The organism is Mesorhizobium sp. M7A.F.Ca.CA.002.05.1.1 (assembly GCF_003998335.1).
In the GTDB taxonomy this organism is placed as follows: domain Bacteria; phylum Pseudomonadota; class Alphaproteobacteria; order Rhizobiales; family Rhizobiaceae; genus Mesorhizobium.
In genome coordinates, this window is record NZ_RZQI01000983.1 from 1 (window position 1) to 2110 (window position 2110).

The window sequence follows — 2110 nt, forward strand, 5'->3', positions numbered from 1 at the left end:
AAAGGCGGTGGCGGCCGCATTGCGATCACCGAAAGCCTCGGCCAGTCGGCTTTGGTCAAACGCGGCGGCGAGGGGATGTCGGTGCGCGAGGCGACGATCATCGTGGCGTTGATCAACCATCCGGCGCTGATCGACGAGAATTTCGCCCATATCGAGTTCCTCGATCTCGCCAACTCCGACCTGAGGCGGCTGCATGCGGCAATCCTCGATGCGATGGCGCATGACATGGCCAATGACCGTCAGGCGGTGATTGCGACGATCGAACGCGCCGGCTGTGCCGATATCTGGGAGCGGGCCGTCGGGCTGATCCGGCGGATGCGGCAATGGCCGGCGCTGGAGACCGCCGCCCTTGAAGATGCCCGCGATGCTTTCAGCCAGGCGCTGCACTTGCAGCGCAGCGCGCGCACCTTACATAAGGAGCTGAAACAGGCGGAAGCGGCGCTCGCCACCGATCCCACAGACGAAAACTACCGGCATCTGATCGAAATTCAGGCGCAATTCCAGGATGTGCAGGCCACGGAAGCGCTGATCGAAGGGTTTGGCGTCTCCTCGGGCAGGGCTGGGCGAGCTTAGTTGGAAGCGAGTGAATTGAGAAAGCGTCGTTGCGCGTCCAAATGGCGCGTAACGGGCTAAGTCGGGTAATTGATTCGCTTTTTTCATGCGAATCATGCGAGAGGCGCTTGACCTTCTGGCAGATTGGCGGAATCAGGACGATTCGAAACGTTAACCCGAACCCGCGTCGACGGGAAATAAGCGATGTGAGGTACTGGTCACTGGACAGGCAGCCCGCCTGCCACAGATATCAGGGTTAATCTGGACTTAATGCATGTCGCCCAAAAGGGGAAACCCGATTTGGGCAACGACATACACCAAACGAAACGAGTTGATGCAGTTACTGGCCCGGTGAAGCGCGTTTCATAAGCGAGCGCACCCGATTTGACTGGTCCGACAGCTTACGCGGCTTTGAAGTTCGGCCGCTAGGAGAAGATAAAGACTATGGCGACAAAGGAAAAGGAAGAGGTCGAAACCGAACGCGAAGGCGCCACCGATGGCCCTCTGCTCGACCTTTCCGATGATGCTGTCAAGAAGATGATCAAGGCCGCCAAGAAGCGCGGCTATGTCACCATGGACGAGCTGAATTCGGTGCTGCCCTCAGAGGAAGTGACCTCCGAGCAGATCGAGGACACGATGGCGATGCTGTCCGACATGGGCATCAACGTGGTCGAGGACGACGAGCAGGGCGAGGAGCCCGAGGCCGCCGACACCGCGGCCGATGCCGAGGAAGACGCCAACGAGTTGGCTGAGCAGACCGGCACCGCGGTCGCCGCCACCACCACCAAGAAAGAACCGACCGATCGCACCGACGATCCGGTGCGCATGTATCTGCGCGAGATGGGCTCGGTCGAGCTGTTGTCGCGCGAGGGCGAAATTGCCATCGCCAAGCGCATCGAGGCCGGCCGCGAGACGATGATCGCGGGTCTGTGCGAAAGCCCGCTGACCTTCCAGGCCATCATCATCTGGCGCGACGAACTCAACGAATCCAAAATCCTGCTGCGTGAGATCATCGATCTCGAAGCCACCTATGCCGGCCCCGAGGCCAAACAGGCGCCGGTGGTCGAGCGCGTCGAGGAAGCCAAGGTCGAGGACAAGCCGCGCCGTTCGCGCGACGACGAAGACGACATCACGAATGTCGGCGCCGATACGCGCGGGCTGACGGATGACGACGACGAAGACGAGGACGAAGCGAGCCTGTCGCTGGCCGCGATGGAAGCGGAACTCCGCCCCCAGGTGATGGAGACGCTCGACGTTATCGCCGACACCTACAAAAAGCTGCGCAAGCTGCAGGACCAGCAGGTCGAGAACCGTCTGGCCGCCGCCGGCACGCTGTCGCCCAGCCAGGACCGCCGGCTGAAGGAGCTCAAGGACCAGCTGATCAAGGCGGTGAAGTCGCTGTCGCTCAACACGGCGCGCATCGAGGCGCTGGTCGAGCAACTCTACGACATCAACAAGCGCCTGGTGCAGAACGAAGGCAAGCTGCTCAGGCTGGCCGAAAGCTACGGCGTGCGCCGCGAAGAGTTCCTGAAGGAATATCAGGGTTCCGAGCTCGACC

Annotated in this window: 1 protein-coding gene and 1 pseudogene; both read left to right on the forward strand. The window is 61.2% G+C overall.

Annotated elements, in window-relative coordinates:
* Window positions 1-573, forward strand: a pseudogene (locus EN939_RS31450) (DNA primase); the annotation flags it as partial.
* 423 nt (window positions 574-996) lie between these two features.
* Window positions 997-2110 (forward strand): RNA polymerase sigma factor region1.1 domain-containing protein (locus tag EN939_RS31455; RefSeq protein WP_272483122.1); only part of this gene is annotated, 1114 nt, incomplete at its 3' end.